The organism is Paraburkholderia hiiakae (assembly GCF_904848665.1).
GTDB lineage: Bacteria > Pseudomonadota > Gammaproteobacteria > Burkholderiales > Burkholderiaceae > Paraburkholderia > Paraburkholderia hiiakae.
The window spans coordinates 1-13,991 of the sequence record NZ_CAJHCQ010000048.1 but is presented as its reverse complement, the minus strand read 5'-3'; the positions used below and the strand labels follow the sequence as shown (position 1 = coordinate 13,991).

Annotated in this window: 15 protein-coding genes and 1 pseudogene; 4 read left to right on the top strand and 12 right to left on the bottom strand. The window is 65.3% G+C overall.

The features are described from left to right. Positions 1-248, top strand: a 248-nt coding sequence (locus JMY28_RS39290) for a hypothetical protein (protein WP_236597257.1), incomplete at its 5' end; no start/stop codon positions are given. A gap of 132 nt (positions 249-380) precedes the next feature. On the opposite strand, the gene JMY28_RS38715 is transcribed toward JMY28_RS39290, so the two are convergent. Next, positions 381-611, bottom strand: a complete 231-nt coding sequence (locus tag JMY28_RS38715; protein WP_407945591.1) for a hypothetical protein — start codon at positions 609-611, stop codon at positions 381-383. Between the two features lie 140 nt (positions 612-751). Between JMY28_RS38715 and JMY28_RS38710 the strand changes: the two genes are divergently transcribed. Then, positions 752-1,189, top strand: coding sequence for a hypothetical protein (locus JMY28_RS38710; RefSeq protein WP_201701135.1), 438 nt, complete (start codon positions 752-754; stop codon positions 1,187-1,189). A 64-nt stretch (positions 1,190-1,253) separates the two neighbouring features. Here the strand turns inward: JMY28_RS38710 and JMY28_RS38705 are convergent, their stop codons facing one another. The 5 genes from JMY28_RS38705 to JMY28_RS38685 form a co-directional block, all read right to left on the bottom strand. Then, positions 1,254-2,297 (bottom strand): ABC transporter permease, encoded by a 1,044-nt coding sequence (locus tag JMY28_RS38705; protein ID WP_201701134.1) that lies wholly within the window; start codon positions 2,295-2,297, stop codon positions 1,254-1,256. 4 nt (positions 2,298-2,301) lie between these two features. Continuing rightward, positions 2,302-3,330, bottom strand: coding sequence for an ABC transporter permease (locus JMY28_RS38700; RefSeq protein ID WP_236597256.1), 1,029 nt, complete (start codon positions 3,328-3,330; stop codon positions 2,302-2,304). Between the two features lie 44 nt (positions 3,331-3,374). Next, a complete protein-coding gene (locus tag JMY28_RS38695; RefSeq protein WP_201701133.1) occupies positions 3,375-4,973 on the bottom strand; it encodes a sugar ABC transporter ATP-binding protein in 1,599 nt (532 codons plus the stop codon). 14 nt (positions 4,974-4,987) lie between these two features. Further along, positions 4,988-6,022 carry an ABC transporter substrate-binding protein gene (locus JMY28_RS38690; RefSeq protein ID WP_201701132.1) on the bottom strand — a complete coding sequence of 345 codons (1,035 nt, stop codon included), beginning with the start codon at positions 6,020-6,022 and terminating at the stop codon, positions 4,988-4,990. A gap of 136 nt (positions 6,023-6,158) precedes the next feature. After that, the gene (locus JMY28_RS38685; protein WP_236597255.1) at positions 6,159-7,217 is read right to left on the bottom strand and encodes a LacI family DNA-binding transcriptional regulator; all 1,059 of its coding nucleotides are present in this window, start codon (positions 7,215-7,217) and stop codon (positions 6,159-6,161) included. A gap of 228 nt (positions 7,218-7,445) precedes the next feature. Between JMY28_RS38685 and JMY28_RS38680 the strand changes: the two genes are divergently transcribed. Next, positions 7,446-8,486 (top strand): aldose 1-epimerase, encoded by a 1,041-nt coding sequence (locus tag JMY28_RS38680; RefSeq protein ID WP_328810028.1) that lies wholly within the window; start codon positions 7,446-7,448, stop codon positions 8,484-8,486. A gap of 15 nt (positions 8,487-8,501) precedes the next feature. On the opposite strand, the gene JMY28_RS38675 is transcribed toward JMY28_RS38680, so the two are convergent. Further along, positions 8,502-8,813, bottom strand: a complete 312-nt coding sequence (locus JMY28_RS38675) for a hypothetical protein (protein WP_407945590.1) — start codon at positions 8,811-8,813, stop codon at positions 8,502-8,504. Positions 8,814-9,029: 216 nt separating this feature from the next. Between JMY28_RS38675 and JMY28_RS38670 the strand changes: the two genes are divergently transcribed. Next, positions 9,030-10,388 (top strand): MFS transporter, encoded by a 1,359-nt coding sequence (locus JMY28_RS38670; RefSeq protein ID WP_201701130.1) that lies wholly within the window; start codon positions 9,030-9,032, stop codon positions 10,386-10,388. 66 nt (positions 10,389-10,454) lie between these two features. Here JMY28_RS38670 and JMY28_RS38665 read toward each other — a convergent pair whose 3' ends face one another. The 5 genes and pseudogenes from JMY28_RS38665 to JMY28_RS38645 all read right to left on the bottom strand — a co-directional run. Further along, positions 10,455-10,808, bottom strand: a complete 354-nt coding sequence (locus JMY28_RS38665; protein ID WP_201701129.1) for a DOPA 4,5-dioxygenase family protein — start codon at positions 10,806-10,808, stop codon at positions 10,455-10,457. Between the two features lie 86 nt (positions 10,809-10,894). Then, the gene (locus JMY28_RS38660) at positions 10,895-11,671 is read right to left on the bottom strand and encodes an ATP-binding cassette domain-containing protein (protein ID WP_201701128.1); all 777 of its coding nucleotides are present in this window, start codon (positions 11,669-11,671) and stop codon (positions 10,895-10,897) included. Next, entirely contained in the window at positions 11,668-12,642 is a 975-nt protein-coding gene (locus JMY28_RS38655) for an ABC transporter permease subunit (RefSeq protein ID WP_201701127.1), read from the bottom strand. The genes JMY28_RS38660 and JMY28_RS38655 overlap by 4 nt, the downstream gene beginning before the upstream one ends. 19 nt (positions 12,643-12,661) lie before the next feature. Next, on the bottom strand, positions 12,662-13,642 hold the full coding sequence (locus tag JMY28_RS38650; protein WP_201701126.1) for an ABC transporter substrate-binding protein: 981 nt from the start codon (positions 13,640-13,642) through the stop codon (positions 12,662-12,664). 183 nt (positions 13,643-13,825) lie between these two features. Next, positions 13,826-13,991, bottom strand: a pseudogene (locus JMY28_RS38645) (threonine ammonia-lyase, biosynthetic); the annotation flags it as partial.

The window sequence follows — 13,991 nt, the reverse complement described above, 5'->3', positions numbered from 1 at the left end:
CGGAGAACAAGGTCAGGCCGCCACCGCATCAAGCGCCCACACTTATCGGCTGTAAATTTTTAAAGATCGATCGCGAAAACCACCGGCAAACTGCGTTACTGCCCGGCGTTTTCTGCGTTGCTGCGTCAGCAGCAGAGAAACGAGATTATGAAGAATCTTTTTCGCTTCGTCAACCCCTTTTTTTCGCTCACCGCTTGAAAAAGCTGCTGACTCCTGCGTCCGCCGGTTTCCGCGGCGGCCTTCGCTGACCCGACGTCAGAGACATCGAACTGCGAAGGGGGCGAATCTTAGCGCCTCGATCACGAGCCCGCAAGCCCTTTTTCATCGACTCAATTGAAAAGAGGCGCAGTGCGCCTCTTTTCACTGAGCGCCATTAGCGCTCACGACTTCGGATCAACCTTCGCCGGCGGGTCAAACATCGCCTTGCATGGTGGCGAGAGCTCATCGTAGTGCTGCTTCATGCACGCTGCGATCTTCTTCTTGTTCGGAATCGCGCTCGCGCAAAAGTGGAATGCATCGCCGCGGCACGCGTGTTCCTGCTCGTCGCGCGATTCGCCGCTGCTCACAATCGCACACGTCAGGCCCATCAGCAATGCGCCCGCTTTCATCATGCGATCGAACGGTTTGCTCATGGCGTTCTCCTCGTGATGAGTGGTCCAGCGTCACCTTGCAAGGGCTATTCCCGGCACGCCGCTTGCAGCGCTGCCCTCACTTGCCACGATGAGGCGCTGCTCTCACGCAGCGGATCGCCATGAACCTACCGATCATCCGGATCCTCGCGCTTTGCTCGGCTATTGTCATACCAGGCGTCCCCCTGGCCGCTCGTGCGGACGACAGTGCAAGCCCCTGCGCAGCGCTAAAGCGCATCGTCGCGGCTGCACCCCAGCATTTCGCGTCACTGAGTCCTGACGACGGACGCGCCGTCGCGCAACCCTATGGCGACGACGCGCAATGCGCAACGAGCGGCGGGAGTTTTCAGTGCGTCTGGAGCGCACGCGACGCAGGATCGGGGACGAATGCACTCGAAGGGGTAGGCGCCGACATTGCCTCGTGTCTGCCCGATGCAACCCACGACGTGAACTCGCCAGGCCGTCAGCACTTCTATCTGGGGCAGCGTGGCAGCCGGACCGAGATCACAGCACAGACCGACGGCTCAACGCGCGTGAAGCTGAGCGTTTCGCATCAATAGGCGAGCCGTCAGCCGAACGGGTTCGACAACCTCATGCGGAACCGGCAGCTCGAGACGCCATCCGCTAAGAGCCCACGACCGCGCGCCGCCGCGTCGCGCCCGCAGCCCGCGCGGCGCCATGCCGGCGGCCGGTGAGCACGGTCTGCACGATCACCGCGGCGAGCAGGAACGCGCCACTCGTGAGGTTCTGATAGTAAGGGCTCAGCGTGCCGACCTGATTGATCACATTGTCGATGACACCGAGAAGCAGCACGCCGGCCAGCGGTCCAGCCATCGTTCCCACGCCGCCCGTGAGCAACACGCCGCCGATCACGGCTGCGGCGATCGACTGCAATTCATAGCCGGTCCCCGCCCCCGACAACCCCGAGTCCAGATGCGAGGCCAGCAGCGCCCCCGAGAGACCGGCCAGCGCGCCGGACAATCCATAGGCGAGTATCTTCACACGCTCCACGCGCACGCCTAGCATGCGCGCCGCCTCTTCATTGCCGCCGATCGCGAAGATCGCCGCGCCAAAGCGCGTGTGGTTGAGCAGCGCGCCGCCGAGCGCATAGACGACCACCAGCACCCAAATGAGATTGTTGACGCCAAATACGGAGCCGTTGGCGATGCGCGCGAAGAAGCCCGGATTGGCGATGAGCAGATCCTGGCTCGCCAGCACGAGCGCGAGCCCCTTGAGCCCAAGCAGCGCTGCAAGCGTGACGATAAACGGCGCCATGCGCGCGCGGGCAATCAACACGCCGTTCACCAGGCCCACGACGAAACCCGCTGCCACCGGTGCGAGCATCGCGGCGCCCCACCCATAGGGCGCGGCATAGGCTGCCAGCACCGTGCCGAGTCCGACCATCGACCCGACGGACAGATCGAATCCGCCCAGGATGATGACGATGCTTTGCCCCACGGCGACGAGCCCGAGAAACGCGCCGTTCGAGGCGATGTCGGCCAGGTTCGCCGGGCGCAGGAAGTCGGGAAACACCATGCCGGCTACGAGCGCGACGACCACGAGCATCGCGATCGCCCCGCGCGACTGCACGAGCGCGATCAGTTGCGCGCGCCGATTCGCGCCCGGTACGGCGATGGCTTGCGCCGCGGCTTGCGTGGGCTTCTGCATCGCGTCAGCCTCCCGAACGTTGCAGGTAGAGCGCGACGACGATGAACACCGCCTTGAGGATCTGCGCGTAAGTGAAGCTGATGTTGTTCATGATGAAGCTCGCGTCGAGCACCTGGAGCAGCAACACGCCGAACACTGCGCCGACGATCGAGATGCGGCCGCCCGAAAGCGGCGTCCCCCCGATGACCGAGGCGGCAATCGCATCGAGTTCGAAGTTCACACCCACGTAGTTGGGATCGGCGGCGCCAAGCCGCGACGAAGCGAACACGCCGGCGAGTCCGGCAAGCGTGCCGCTCACCGCATAGACGAGAAAGAGCGTGCGCCGTACGGGAATGCCCGCGAGAAACGCAGCGCCACGACTCGCGCCCACGAGAATCGCGTAACGCCCGAAGGTCGTGCGCCGCACCACGAATGCCACCATGACCGCGAGCCCTAGCGCGATCAGCATGACGATGGGCAGTGGGCCGACCGCACCCGCGCCGAGCAGATCGAACGCCGGTGTGTCGGGCAGATTCACGCGTGAGCCGCCTAGGAGCGCCTGCGCGAGCCCGCGCGCGGCGACCAGCAAGGCGAGGCTCGAGATCAGCGGGTCGATGGCGAGCAGCGCCACGAGGAACCCGTTGCACAAGCCGACTACGGCGCCCACCGCGACCGCGCCCACGAGCGCCGGGCCCTCGCCATACGGCAGGAACACGGCGATCGACGCGCTAGCGAGCGCCATCACCGATCCCACGGAGAGATCGATGCCACGCGTCGCGATCGCGAGATTCTGGCCAAGCGCGATCAAGACGATCGGCGCTGCTTCGAACAGCAGGCTGCGCGCCGCGAAGGGATTCGAGAAGCCGGGCGTGACGATCAGATTGAACACCACGAGCGCGGCGAGCGCGAAGTACACGCTGTGCTCGCGCAACACGGTGCGCCAGGTCTGCATCCGCGACGTGGCGCCGGACACGGGCGAGACGGAGCGGTTCGAGGAATTCGAAGGATTCGAGGGGCTCAAGCTTGCCTCGTTCGATTCAAGGTTGGTCGCCATCGGAGCGGTTGTCGTGGATTGCGGCGGGCGGGGTGCGGGGTTGCTCACGCGGTGCCGCCGCCGTGGTCAGCGCCGTTGCCAGCCCTGTGGCCGGATCCAGCGCCGGCCAGTACGGCGAGCACGTCGTCGGGGTGCGCGCCGGCGGTTGGCATGCCGCCCTCGGTCGCGCCTTCATTGAGCACGACGAGGCGGTCGGTCAGCGCAAGCAACTCCTCCATCTCGGACGACGTAACCACCACCGCAAGCCCGTCCCGAGCCAATTCCTGCACGACGCGATGCACCTCCTCCTTCGCACCGACGTCGATGCCGCGCGTGGGATCGTCGAGCAGCAGCACCGTCGGGCGGGTCGAGAGGCAGCGCGCAATCAGCGCCTTTTGCTGATTGCCGCCCGAGAGCGTCGTGATGAGCGCGCCGGGACCGGCCGTCTTGATGCCGAGCCGTTCGATCGACTCGCGCACCACCTGCGCCTCCTTCGCACGCGAGATGAAGCCGAAGCGCGAAATGCGCGGCAGCAGGCTCGCGACGATGTTCTCGCGCACCGAGAGACGCGGAAAGATGCCTTCCGCGCGGCGGTCTTCGGAAAGGAAAGCGAGGCCGCGCCCGATCGAGCGCGCCGGGCTCGCATGCGTGAGCGCGCGGCCCGCGATATCGACTTCGCCACCATCGGCCTTCTGCGCGCCGAAAATCGTCTTGAACGTTTCCGTGCGGCCTGAGCCGAGCAGGCCGGCCAGGCCGACGATCTCCTTGCGCGCCACCCGCAGCGAGACATCGCGCACGCGGTTGCCCCACTGCAAATGATCGACGGCCAACGCGGGCGTGGCGTTGGCATCGGCATTGCCCGAGCGCTCGGCCCACGCATGCTCGCCCGCGCTCTCGCGACCCAGCATGGCTGCGATCAATGCCGCACGCGGTAGCTCTTCGGGCGTACCCGTGCGGACCACGGCGCCGTCGCGCATCACCGTGAAGCGATCGCACAGCCGGTAGCATTCGGAAAGCCGATGACTCACGAACAGCAGCGCAATGCCCTCGGCGCGCAGGCGATCGACGACTTCGAACAGTACGTCCACTTCCGCACCGCTCAGGGCCGAAGTCGGCTCGTCGAGGATCAGCACGCGCGCACCTAGTGAAACGCCGCGCGCAATTGCTACCATCTGCTGCGCGCCGAGTCCGAGCGAACCGAGACGCGCGGCCGGATCGACCGCGAGCCGGTATCGCTGCACGATGTCGGCGGCGCGCTCGAGCATGCGCTTCCTGTCGATCAGGATGCCGAATCGTTTCGGTTCGTGGCACAGAAAGATGTTGTCCGCCACGCTGCGCTCCGGTATCAGGTTGATCTCCTGATACACGGCGCACACGCCCGCGCCCTGCGCCGCGCGCGGACTGTCGAACGCGACGTCCGCGCCGTCGAGCGTGAGCGCGCCCGAGTCGGGCTGATGAAAGCCGGTGAGGACCTTGATCAGCGTGGACTTGCCCGCGCCGTTCTCGCCCACGAGGCCGTGCACCTCGCCCGCGCGCAGCGTGAGCGAGACGTCGCGCAGCGCGCGCACCACGCCGAAGGTCTTCGAAACGCCGCGCGTTTCGAGCACGGCGCGTGGGGTGGCCGTTGCGGAATCGGCGCGATTGGCGGGGACGCTCGTCGTCATCGTGCGGGCGCGGCTCAGTAGACCTTGCCCTGCGCGAGCGAAGGCTGCGCGTTGGTCCGGTTGAAGAGCGCGTCGTCCATGATCTGCTTTTGCGGCACCGGCTTGCCCGCGAGATAGTCTTCCAGCGACTTGAAGGCGAGCGGACCGAAGCGCGGGTTCGTCTCGACATCGGCGGCAACGATGCCGTTCGAGATATCCGTGACGATCTCCTTCGTGCCGTCGATCGAGACGATCTTCACGCCGTTGAGCTTGCCGGCCTGACGCAGTGCCTTGATCGCACCGACCGTCATCGTGTCGGCGTGGGTGTAGACGGCGTTGACGTCCGGGTGCGCGAGCAGGATCTGCTCCATCACCTTCTGCGCCTCGGTCGTCGACCAGTTCGCGGTTTGCGCCGCGATGATCTTCATGCCGGGATAGGGCTTGAGGCCGTTCGCGAAGCCGTCTGTACGCTGGCTTTCCACCGTGTTGCCGTAGCCGCCCTGGATCTCGGCGATGATCGCGTTGCCGCCCGTGGCGTCGGCCAGCGCCTTCGCCGCACGCTCGCCCTGCTTGTAGAAGTCGGAGCCAAGGAACGTGATGAAGTCGTCGCACGCCGTACCCGCCGTCTGCCGGTCGATCGTCACGACGGGAATGCCCTTCGCGCGCGCCTGGGCGAGCGCGGGCTGCAGGCCGGTGGAGTCGTTGGGCGCAATGATGAGCGCCTCGGCGCCCTGATTGATCATGCTTTCGATGTCGGCGACCTGCTTGGCCTGATTGGCGTTCGCGTTCGTATAGAGGAGGCGCTTCACGCCCGCTTCCTTCGCCGCCGCGCGCACCGACGCGGTTTCGGTCGCCCGGAACGGGTTCTGTTCATTCTCCGACTGCGAGAACCCCACCACCATGTCGCTCAGCTTCTTGCCGCCCGGCTTGGGATTCGTGCAACTCTCGCTGGAATTCGACTGGACTTTCTGTGCGCCGTTGTCGGACTGCGCGTAAGCGCTTACGGCGAACGCGCTCGCCAGGCAAAGACCGGCGGCAATGAGGGCGGACTGGATTCGTTGATGACGCATGGCTGTCTCCGTGAATGACACGAACGGCGCAGGCCTTCGGCCCCACCGTGGCTTTTTTGTCTTTCTTGTTCCATTGGGCACCGCACAAGACTCGGCACCGAATTATTACGGCCACTGCTTCAACTAATATTACCAGTCAATTTTCGGAGATATTAATGAGGGTATTCACGGGGGAGGCGGGGTCGGGCGCGCATACCGAGGTCCGCTCGATGAGCGGTCCGTCGAGCTTCACGGTGCGGTGGCGCACCGGCGCGCCGGCGCTGCGGTTCTGCTCTTCTTGCAGCAGCGTTTCGACGGCCCAGCGCCCAAGCTCGTAGTTGGGCAGCACGACGGTGGTGAGCGGCGGATGGGTGTGGCGCGCGATTTCCTGGTCGTCGTAGCCCATGATCGAGACGTCTTCGGGCACGCGCAGCCCGAGTTGCTTGAGCGCCTCGATTGCGCCGATCGCCATCAGGTCGTTGGCGCAGAAGATCGCGGTGGGCGGATTCGCCTCGCGCATGAGCGAGAGCGTGAGTTCGAACCCCTTGCCCGAACTCCAGTCGCCGTCGCGCACGAGGCGCTCGTCGAACAGCAGGTCAGCGGTCGCGAGCGCCTGGCGGTAACCCTTCAGGCGGTCTTTCGCGGCGTCCTGCCAGGTTTCGCCGTTGATGAAACCAATGCGCCGGTGCCCCGCCTCGATCAGGTATTCAGTGGCCGTATGGCCGCCCGCCACTTCGGCCGGCACGACTGAAGACAGCGCGTGATCGGACGCGTAGCAGTTGAGCAGCACGGCCGGCACCTTCAGCAGCGCGGGCGGCACCGTCACCTTGCGTGTGTACACGGTCGCGTAGATCACACCGAGTACGTTCGGCATGGCGAGCGTTTGCAGGACCTGCTGCTCCATCTGGGCGTTGCCGTGCGTCGAGAACACCGCGAGCAGACAGCCGTTGTTCCAGGCGGCGTCACGCGCGCCGTCGATGCTCACGACCGGGTGCGGGCTCGTCGAGACTTCGTCGGCGAGATAGACGATGAGATTGCGCTCACCCGCCGGGGCGGGCGTCTGCACCGCGCGGATCGGCAACTGGTAGCCAAGCGACTGCGCCACTTCGTGCACCTTCAGGCGCGTCGCTTCGGAGAGCTTGGCGCCCACCGCGCCGTTGAGCACGAGGGATACCGTGGATTGCGACACGCCCGCGGCCTTCGCGATGTCGGTCATGGTCGGGCGGCGTTGCGTCGATTTTTTCATCGGATGTGAAGGGGACTGCGGGAGGGCTGCGCGGCGCGGCGGCGCGCGCTCGGGGCCGCGTTGTTGGCCCGAAGCGTAGCACTAATAATTTGGGCCATCAATTGGCGTATGTCACCATTTTTTGGCTTCATCACTGACGATTCCAACGCCTATATTATCTTTTATTAGTAATAAAACGATTCACTGGAGAACGCTCATTTGACTGCCCGACCGCCCCCCTCCTCCCCCCCGGAGATCGCTTTCGACGCCGCCGCGCTCGACGACGGTCAACTCGTCACGCTCGCCCACGGCGATGCGCGCGCGCTGGTCGCGCCGCACGTGGGCGGCTCGATCGCCGCGTTTTACGATGCAGCCGGCAAGGCCCCGGCAGCGCACTGGCTGCGCCCCGCCACGCGCGCCGCCATCGACGCTCGCGACCCGCTCGGCATGGCGAGCTTTCCGCTGATGCCGTACTGCAACCGCATCCGCGACGGGCGATTCCGCTTTGAAGGCGAGATGATCGATTTACCGAGCGGTACCGGCGCGCTGCGCCACGCGCTGCATGGCCACGCGTGGCGGCGGCCCTGGACGGTCGAGGCGCAAACGGCCGATACGCTCACGCTCCACTTCCTGCACGAGCCGAACGAGCCGAACGAGCCGCATGAAGCGCATGAATCCCACGGATCGCTCAAGGCCGATTCACGCGCTGGCTCCGGCTGGCCGTTTCGCTACGAAGCGCGCCAACACCTCACGCTCGACGCCAGCGGGCTCACTGTGCGCCTGTGGGCCCGCAACCTGGCCGCACGGCCCATGCCGTTCGGCCTCGGCCACCATCCGTACTATCCGCGCCCGCCAGGCACGCGCATTGCCGCGCGCGTGCGCGCGATGTGGGAAATCGACACCGAAGTCCTGCCGGTTTCGCTCAGCGCTCACCCGGCCGTCGATGCCCTGCAGGCCGGCCTGATCGTCGACGACTTCGATCTCGACAACAACTTCTCCGGCTGGCGCCGCGAGGCGGTCATCGAGTGGCCGCACGAAGGCCGGCGTCTCGCGCTGCGCGCGAGCACGCCACTCGACTTCTTCGTGGTCTTCTGCCCGCCCGGTCTGCCGTACTTCTGCGCGGAGCCCGTCAGCAACACGACGGACTGGCTCAATCTACGTCACGAGGGAACGGTGAAGCGCATCGACGTGGGGGGCACCGTGCTCGCTCCCGGCGAATCGCTCGAAGCCCAACTTGCCTGGCAACCTGAGCGGACCTGAAGCGGCACACAATCCTCACATGCCCGCGCCATTTCGCACGCCCGCCAACGGCGCGCCGTAGCCGCCCGCCTCGGCGTTGTTCGGGTGGCCGTTCGCGAGTTGCCCGCGCGGATCGGTGGGACCGACCGGCATCTCGCCAGCCTGGCGATTGCCGTGGGTCGGGTACTCGCTGCCGGGCTGCGCATTGGGCATGAGCGCGAGGCTGTTTTGCGGCGAGCGCAGGTTGTCATTCGGCGCCAGTTGGGCAACGGCATAGCCAGGCGCGCCTGCCAGCATCGCGCAAGCCACGAAGGACGGCATTGCCGCATGGGCGAAGAAAGGCTTCATCTGGAACTCCTTGTCGCGCAACGCGACACGCTTGCAGCACGCGCGTGCTCGCCGTGCTGCTTTCAGGCTAGCAGACGGCCGCCTGCCGCGCCCGACGACTCTTTCCAGCAAATGCCGCACAGCGGTTACTATTCGAGGTTGTAAGGCAAACCAGAAAAAACGGCTCGCCACGGCGAGCCGATACAACGACAACCTCAGTCGACAGGAGACAAAACCATGGACCAGCCGCGCGCCGTCGACGTCCAAACCTTCATCAACGAACATCCGTTTTCGCCGTTCCAGTGGTTCATCTTCGCGATCTGCTTCGTCATCGTCCTGCTCGACGGTTTCGACACGGCCGCGATCGGCTTCATCGCGCCTTCGCTGCTTGGCGAATGGGGCATCGCCAAGCCCGCGCTCGCACCCGTGCTGAGCGCGGCGCTCTTCGGCCTCGCTTGCGGTGCGCTCGCGTCCGGGCCGCTCTCCGACCGGCTCGGGCGACGCGCCATGCTGGTCGGCTCGGTGCTGCTGTTCGGCGTGACCTGCCTGGGCTCGGCGTTCTCCACCAGCATCAGCGAACTCACGTGGTTGCGCTTCATTACGGGTGTCGGACTCGGCGCCGCCATGCCGAACGCGGTCACGATGATGGGCGAGTACTGCCCCGACCGGAACCGCGCCACCGTGATCAATCTGATGTTCTGCGGCTTTCCGCTCGGCGCGGCCTGCGGCGGCTTTCTGGCGGCGTGGATGATTCCGCACTTCGGCTGGCGCAGTGTGCTCGTGCTCGGCGGCATCACGCCGCTCGTGCTCGCCGTGCCGCTCTTCCTGCGCATGCCGGAATCGGTGCGCTACATGGTGGCGAATCAACGACCCGTCGAGCGCATTCGCGCCGCGCTCGCCCGCATCTCGCCCGACGCCGCCAAAGCGCAGGTGTTCACGATGACGGAGCACGCCCCGCAGACGCAAAGTAAGGGGCTTGGCGTCGTGCTTTCGCCGATGTATCTCGTCGGCTCGGTGATGCTGTGGGTCGCGTACTTCATGGGGCTCGTGATCTTCTACGCGTCGATCAACTGGATGCCGCTCTTGCTCAAGGACTCGGGCCTTACGGCCTCGAGCGCCACGCTGATCTCGGCGCTCTTTCCGCTCGGCGGTGTGGGCGCGGTGCTGAGCGGCATGCTGATGGACCGCTTCAACGCGAACCGGATCATCGCCGCGTGCTACGTGCTCACGGCACTTTCGGTGTGGCTCATCGGCCAGGCGGCGGGCAACGTGGCCCTGCTCGTGCTCGTCGTGTTCGTGGCCGGCGTGCTAATGAATACCGCGCAATCGTCGATGCCCGCGCTCGCCGCCGCGTTCTACCCCACCCAGGGACGCGGCACCGGCGTGGCGTGGATGCTCGGCATCGGCCGCTTCGGCGGCATTGCGGGTTCGTTCCTCGTGGCCGAACTGGCGCGCCGGCACGTCACGTTTGCGGGCATCTTCGCGACGGTTGCCGTCGCCGGTCTCATTGCCGGCGCGGCGCTGCTGATCAAACAGGCCGCGCGGCCGCAGGCGAGCGGATCGTCGGCGGCAAAGACGGAGTCGTTCGGGCACTGACACCCGCGTGCGTGTCGAGCATTGCGCCGTGCCGCAAGCAAATGGGCGGCGCAATGCGCGCGACGATCAGCCGCCGAGCGCGCCGAGATTGAGCGTGTGCGAATGGCCGATCCACACGGCGGCGTCGCGATGGTCACGCAAGGCATCGGTGGTGTTCGGATGCACGAACACGTCGAGTGCGCCGTGATTGAGCGTGAGCCATTCGACGACCGTCATGAAGCGCTCTCGCGAGATGGCCAGTTGATACGACCACATCGGATGCGGCCCAACCGGGCGTTCGTGAAAGCGCCCAATCTGCACGATCTCGCCAAAGCGCGCTTCAATCGCCTCGCGCAAGGTCCATGCGGCGTCGCGCGTCGCCGTGTCGAAATAGACGTGCGCGTGCCAGCTCGTGATATCGGCGGGATCGAGGTAGTTCATGGCGGGAGCAGGGCTGCGGTGAGGGTTCGAGCCGACATTGTCCATCGAATGCCCGCGCGGCGCAGGCAAACGCACCACGCTACGTTTCAGTGCGCGCCGTTTGAATACGTGTCGCCCACCATCAACCGCACGATTTCGTCGCCATCGGTTTCGGCCACGCGCCGCTCGCCCGCCACTTCGCCGCGCCGCAGCACGACGATGCGCTCGGCCACGGCAAAAATATCGTGCAGATTGTGCGAAATGAGAATCACGGCCACGCCCTGCGCCTTGAGTCCGCGGATCAACTCCATCACCTTGCGTTGCTCGGGAACGCCGAGCGCCGCGGTCGGTTCGTCCATGATCAGCACGCGCGCGTTCCAGTAAATCGCGCGCCCTATCGCGATGGCTTGGCGCTGGCCGCCCGAGAGCATTTTCACGGGGCCCGTGAGCTTGCGCAGCGGAATCACGATATCAAGCCGCTCGAGCACTTCGCGCGCCACCCGCGCCATGTGCGGCCGGTCGATCACCTGGAAGCCGAGTCGCCGTCGCACGGGCTCGCGGCCAAGAAAGATGTTGCTGCCCACGTCGAGATTGTCGGCGAGCGCGAGATCCTGATAGATGGTTTCGATGCCCTGCGAGCGCGCATCTTGCGGATCGCGCAATTGCAGCGGGCGCCCATCGAAGTGCAAGTCGCCCGCGTCGGCGCGATACACGCCCGAGAGAATCTTGATGAGCGTGGACTTGCCCGCGCCGTTGTCGCCCGCAAGCGCAAGCACTTCTCCGGGCATGACCTGCAACGAAACGCGCTTGAGCGCCTCCACCCCGCCAAAGCGGATCGAGACGTCGCGCGCCTCCAGAATCGGCGTGGCGCTCGCGCCGCTCATTGCGCGCCTCCGAGCCGATCCTTGTACTGGTCGATCAGCACCGAAAGGATGATGACGATGCCGACCACGATGAATTGCCAAAACGCGTTGACGTCGATGAACACGAGCCCGAATTCGATCACGGCGATGATAAGCGCGCCGATCAGCGTACCGATGACGTTGCCGGTGCCACCAAAGAGACTCGCGCCGCCGATCACGACCGCCGCGATCGAATCGAGCAGCATGGGTTCGCCCGCATTGGCCGCGCCAGCGGCGAAGCGCGCCGTGTAGACGATGCCGCCCACCGCCGCGAAAGCCGCCGCGATCAGATAGATCGCGAACAGATGACGGCGCACATTGATGCCCGCGCGCACCGCCGACTGCGGATTGCCGCCTATCGCATAGGTGTACTGACCGAAGCGCGTTTGCGAGAGCACGAAGTGCATGATGATGAGCAGCACGGCCGTGAGGATCACGGGCGTCCAGCCGCCGCCGAGCCACGCGAGCCCTGGATTGTTGACGGCGACGGTCATGCCGCTGCCCGCCGCAAGAAAACCCACGCCGCGCGCAACGCCATACATGCCGAGCGTGCCGATGAAAGCGGGCACGCCCAGACGCGCAATCAAGACGCCGTTCACGAAGCCCGGAATCAGGCACACGAGAACCGTGAGCGGTATCGACATCAGCAAGATCCACGGCGATTCGCCGCCGGGAATCGTGAACTGCGCGACGCACACCGCCGCGAGCCCCATCACGAAGCCCACCGAAAGATCGATGCCCGCTGTGATGATCACGAAGGTCTGGCCAATGGCGAGCAAGAGCGGTGCGCTTGCAGCAAGCCCGATCGACTGCAGGTTGTACGCGTTGAACACGAACGAACGATGCGCCGAGATACGCGCCCAAGCCTCGAAGAAGACGAGCAGCGTGCCGAGAAAGAGCCACGGCCAGACCTTGCTGACGAGCGCGAGCCTGTCGAGTCGTTTATCGTTCATGTGGCTCTGTTCGCGTGGCTTAGTTCGAATAGATGTACTGCTTCATCTCCGGCTTGTCGACGTTCGACTTGTCCAGCACCACGAAGCCCGTGCCCTTGTAGGCCGGAATCTTCTTGCCGTGGATGGCGTCGGCGGCAAACTTCACGGCGTCATAGCCCATCTCATCGGGAAGCTGCGCAATGGCGATATCGACGAGGCCACTTCTGATCTGCTCGTCGATGCCCGGCACGGCGTCGAACACGACAACCTTCACCACGCCCTGCTTGCCCGCGTTCTTCACGCCTTGCGCCGCCCCCGCGCCCGAGAACGTGTTGGCGCCGAACACACCCGCGAGATCGGGATTGCGCGCGAGCACCGCCGCGACGTGTGAAGCAGCGCGATTGGCGTCGTCCTCGTTGTATTGCGTTTCGAGCACCTTGATGTTGGGGTGCTTCTTCATCTCCTCCATGAAACCTTGCGCACGCGCGTCGGTGCTGGAGATGCCCGGCTTGTTGTTCTCGCAATAGACGGTGCCCTTGTCGCCAATCGCCTTGGCGAGCGAGCGCGCCGCCACGCGGCCGCCTTCCAGGTTGTCCGAAGCGATATAGGAGAGCGGGAAATCGGCGTCGCCCTTGCCGGTTTGATAGTGGCCATCGCCAATATAAGTATCGACGGTGATGACCTTGATGCCGGCATCCGCGGCTTCCTTGAGCGGGCCGATGAGCTGCTGCTTGTCGACGGGCGAGACGAGCAGCACGTCGGGATGCTTCGCGATGAAGGCCTTGAGAATCGGCACCTGCTCCGTGGTGTTCCAGGCCTTCGGCACCTGGAACAGCAACTGGATGTTGTCTTCCTTCGCCGCGCGCTCCGCGCCGCGATGCATCGTGAAGTAGAAGGGATCCGTGACGCCGGGCAGCAGCGCGACGACGGGATGCGCAGCATCCGCGTGAGCCACGCCGGGCAGCGCGCCGGCGACGATCGTGGAAACAGCCATCAGACAGCCAAGAGCGATGCGCAACATGTTTGTCTTCCTCCAGGTGAGTCCGACGCACGGCGCCCAATCTTCCCGAGGCGACCACGCCCGGCAGCAGTGGCTCAGTATACTGACGCGCACTGCTGCCGGGCCTGGTGTTTTCCTGCACTCTTTACGCTGTTTATGCGCTTCGGATGCCGACATCCCGATTGGTGGGACGACTGACTATTTTCATTGCAAGAACAACCGATACGCCGGGTTCTGCGTCTCTTCCCAATGCGCGTACCCGAGCGTCGCGAGAAAGCGGCGGAACTCGGCGTCCTCGGCCGCGGGCACCTGGATGCCCACCAGAATCGAGCTGTAGTCGGCGCCCTGGTTGCGGTAGTGAAAGAGGCTG

Bases quoted from the DNA above. Each gene is read 5' to 3' on its own strand.
- JMY28_RS38715 (WP_407945591.1), bottom strand. From the start codon at position 611: ATGATGAAAGCGGGCGCATTGCTGATGGGCCTGACGTGTGCGATTGTG.
- JMY28_RS38710 (WP_201701135.1), top strand. From the start codon at position 752: ATGAACCTACCGATCATCCGGATCCTCGCGCTTTGCTCGGCTATTGTC.
- JMY28_RS38705 (WP_201701134.1), bottom strand. From the start codon at position 2,297: ATGCAGAAGCCCACGCAAGCCGCGGCGCAAGCCATCGCCGTACCGGGC.
- JMY28_RS38700 (WP_236597256.1), bottom strand. From the start codon at position 3,330: ATGGCGACCAACCTTGAATCGAACGAGGCAAGCTTGAGCCCCTCGAAT.
- JMY28_RS38695 (WP_201701133.1), bottom strand. From the start codon at position 4,973: ATGACGACGAGCGTCCCCGCCAATCGCGCCGATTCCGCAACGGCCACC.
- JMY28_RS38690 (WP_201701132.1), bottom strand. From the start codon at position 6,022: ATGCGTCATCAACGAATCCAGTCCGCCCTCATTGCCGCCGGTCTTTGC.
- JMY28_RS38685 (WP_236597255.1), bottom strand. From the start codon at position 7,217: ATGACCGACATCGCGAAGGCCGCGGGCGTGTCGCAATCCACGGTATCC.
- JMY28_RS38675 (WP_407945590.1), bottom strand. From the start codon at position 8,813: ATGAAGCCTTTCTTCGCCCATGCGGCAATGCCGTCCTTCGTGGCTTGC.
- JMY28_RS38670 (WP_201701130.1), top strand. From the start codon at position 9,030: ATGGACCAGCCGCGCGCCGTCGACGTCCAAACCTTCATCAACGAACAT.
- JMY28_RS38665 (WP_201701129.1), bottom strand. From the start codon at position 10,808: ATGAACTACCTCGATCCCGCCGATATCACGAGCTGGCACGCGCACGTC.
- JMY28_RS38660 (WP_201701128.1), bottom strand. From the start codon at position 11,671: ATGAGCGGCGCGAGCGCCACGCCGATTCTGGAGGCGCGCGACGTCTCG.
- JMY28_RS38655 (WP_201701127.1), bottom strand. From the start codon at position 12,642: ATGAACGATAAACGACTCGACAGGCTCGCGCTCGTCAGCAAGGTCTGG.
- JMY28_RS38650 (WP_201701126.1), bottom strand. From the start codon at position 13,642: ATGTTGCGCATCGCTCTTGGCTGTCTGATGGCTGTTTCCACGATCGTC.